The sequence below is a fragment of the Prevotella sp. genome, from assembly GCF_036570325.1.
Lineage (GTDB): Bacteria > Bacteroidota > Bacteroidia > Bacteroidales > Bacteroidaceae > Prevotella.
Genome location: NZ_DATCYK010000039.1, coordinates 1 through 2,734, shown reverse-complemented (window position 1 = coordinate 2,734; position 2,734 = coordinate 1). Strand labels below are relative to the sequence as shown.

The window sequence follows — 2,734 nt, the reverse complement described above, 5'->3', positions numbered from 1 at the left end:
CTATGCTTCGATTAGGCAGCGAGAGCGTAATTGTTTTCGCCAATTAATTGTTCGTCCACTCTGATTATGGAGGTAGCCGACGAGCCTCCGCATGCTTACGTACCATTTCATCTCGCCGTCAAATCCATGTCAACCCCGAGTAAGAATGGTATCGAAGGTCAATGACGACCCTCAAACATTCTGTCTTTTCGTGTGAAAAGACGCAACTGCAAATATAGAATATCTTTTCCTTTCCCGCAAGGTTTTTAGCAATATTTTACCTCAAAACACCCCTTTTACCCCATGAAAAGCCGGTAGGCAGCCCATGGAAGTTTGATTTTAACAATTCAGAATATATTTTACAAAAGGCCGAAAATGCGCACGTTATTTCAAAACAGAGTAGCTTTGGCCGAAAATATCGCTGCGTTTTACCATTTTACAAATAACTGATAATCAAACCATTGCCTAAAAACCACCTCATCAAAGACCCTCTCCTATCGGCCCGTTTGCCTGCTTTTACCCGCTAAAAGCTACCTTTCCGCCCTGCCGAAGCGGCCTTTTGGTAAGGCGAAAGGGCAGCTTTGACCATACGAAAAGCCCATTTTGATATAAAGAAAACTTCGCTTTCACTCCCTCACCGGCCCATCAGCCCACTTTCATAGGCTAAAAGCAAGACCGCCGAAGTGTTAAAATAAGGGATAAAATATTGACAAATCAGGGTGAAAACAAGGATAAAAAAGTCCCGAATACTCATGGTATCCGGGACCCAATCTTTACCGTTTTACTTCCCCAAACGGGAAGCCTGCGGTGCCTCGCGGCAGCTTATAGCCTTTAATCTATGGCTATGCTTCGTTGAACTTTCACCTTCTGTTCGTCTAACTTAGGCAAATCTATCGTCAAAACGCCGTTCTCTACCTTGGCCGCAATCTTCTCCTTGTCTACATCATCGGGCAAAATCAGCGTCTGCTCGTACTTGGTGTAGCTAAACTCCCGGCGCAAGTAATGATATTGTTTATTATCATTTTGCACGTCGTCCTTGCGTTCCAATTTAATCGAAAGGTTGCCCTCGTCGTTAATATTCACCATGAAATCTTCCTTACGAGCGCCCGGTGCGGCCAGTTCCACCTCATAATTCTTCGGTGTTTCCTTTACGTTGATGGCCGGAGCCGTGGCGTTTGCACGCGGCATATAGTCGTTGTTAAAGAAATCATTAAACGCTTTTGAAATCCAATCGTTAGTGTACATTACGGGTGTCATAGTCATTTCCTCCTGTTAGTTGTTTATGTTTATAATGTTGTTTTTAAACCGTTAGTTTCGCATTGCTTACGAATAGCGTTGCAACTATCTTATCGCAACATACATACCAAGGGCTTTTTTGTGCCAAAATGACAATTTTAACGCCATAATGGCATAAAACATAAAATCCAAATCCTTGAAAACGCATTTGTCGGGAAAACTTTGTAATTTTACAACATTGTACTCATTCTACCATAAACAAGTATGAAAAAAGCACTTCTGCTACTCATTATATTTCTCTCAAGCGCCACTGTCATGATGGGACAGCGGTCCATGAGCGACGAACAAGTGATGAATACCATTCTGAAAGAGCACGCCGCAGGCAAGTCACAAGTACAAATCGTGACCAAACTCGTGCAGAGTGGCGTCGACATCCAGCAGATACGACGTATTAAAAAGCGCTTTGAGCAACAGGGCAAGACCAAGGGATTCGGCATGATAACCGACAAATCGGCTTCGGTGGGCGACCCACGCATGCGCCGTAACAACAGTAACGACAAGGCCATCGACAGTCGGCAGGCCAGCGCTACCAGCGAACTGCTACAGCCGTCGATGTCACACGAGCCGGCCAAAGCCATGAGCACTATGGAGCACACACGCCTTGTAGAGCAGGAACTCAAAGGCTTTTTGCCCATCGACTCCATGCAACTACTCAAGCAATTGCTGGCCGAACGGTCGCAGAAAAACAAGGTTTTCGGTCGTGACATCTTCAATAACAAACTGTTGACCTTCGAGCCTAATATGAACGTAGCTACCCCGCAAAACTATCGGTTGGGGCCGGGCGACGATGTGATTATCGACATCTATGGCGCCTCGCAGCGCACTATCAACGGCACCATCTCGCCCGATGGCGACGTTACCATTGAGGGTTTTGGCCCCGTTCAGCTTAGCGGGCTTACCGTGGCGCAGGCCAATGCCCGCCTCCGCTCTACCTTGGGAGCCCGTTACAGCAGCAGCAAACTACGACTAACCGTAGGCCAAACCAAGACGATTACGGTCAACGTAATGGGTGAGGTGCAAACGCCCGGCACCTATACGCTGTCGGCTTTCGCCACCGTTTTCCAAGCCCTGTACATGGCCGGCGGCACAAACAACTTGGGAACGTTGCGCAATATCAAGATTTATCGTGACAACCGCCTCGTCAGCATGGTAGATATTTACGACTATATCCTCAACGGCAAGATGAGCGGCAACGTGCGTTTAGCCTCCGGCGACGTCATTATCGTGGGTCCCTACGACTCTATGGTCAGCATAGAGGGCAAGGTGAAGCGGCCCATGTTTTATGAAATGAAGAAAGACGAGACCATTGCCTCGCTGTTGAAATACGCCGGTGGCTTCACGGGCAGTGCCTATCGAAAGAGCGTAAGAGTAAGTCGTAAGAACGGAAGGGAGTACACTGTATTCAACGTTGATGAGTTCGACTTCAGCCATTTCCGCATTGCCGACGGCGATTCGGTCA

Annotated in this window: 2 protein-coding genes and 1 other RNA gene; 1 reads left to right on the top strand and 2 read right to left on the bottom strand. The window is 47.4% G+C overall.

What is annotated here, in order from left to right:
• Together ssrA and VIR50_RS03140 are read right to left on the bottom strand one after the other, a co-directional pair.
• Window positions 1–137: a transfer-messenger RNA gene (gene ssrA, locus VIR50_RS03145) on the bottom strand; the annotation flags it as partial.
• Between the two features lie 673 nt (window positions 138–810).
• The gene (locus VIR50_RS03140; RefSeq protein WP_331933690.1) at window positions 811–1,224 is read right to left on the bottom strand and encodes an Hsp20/alpha crystallin family protein; all 414 of its coding nucleotides are present in this window, start codon (window positions 1,222–1,224) and stop codon (window positions 811–813) included.
• Between the two features lie 255 nt (window positions 1,225–1,479).
• On the opposite strand from VIR50_RS03140, the gene VIR50_RS03135 reads away from it, so the two are divergent.
• A partial coding sequence (locus tag VIR50_RS03135) for an SLBB domain-containing protein (protein WP_331933689.1) occupies window positions 1,480–2,734 on the top strand: 1,255 nt, incomplete at its 3' end.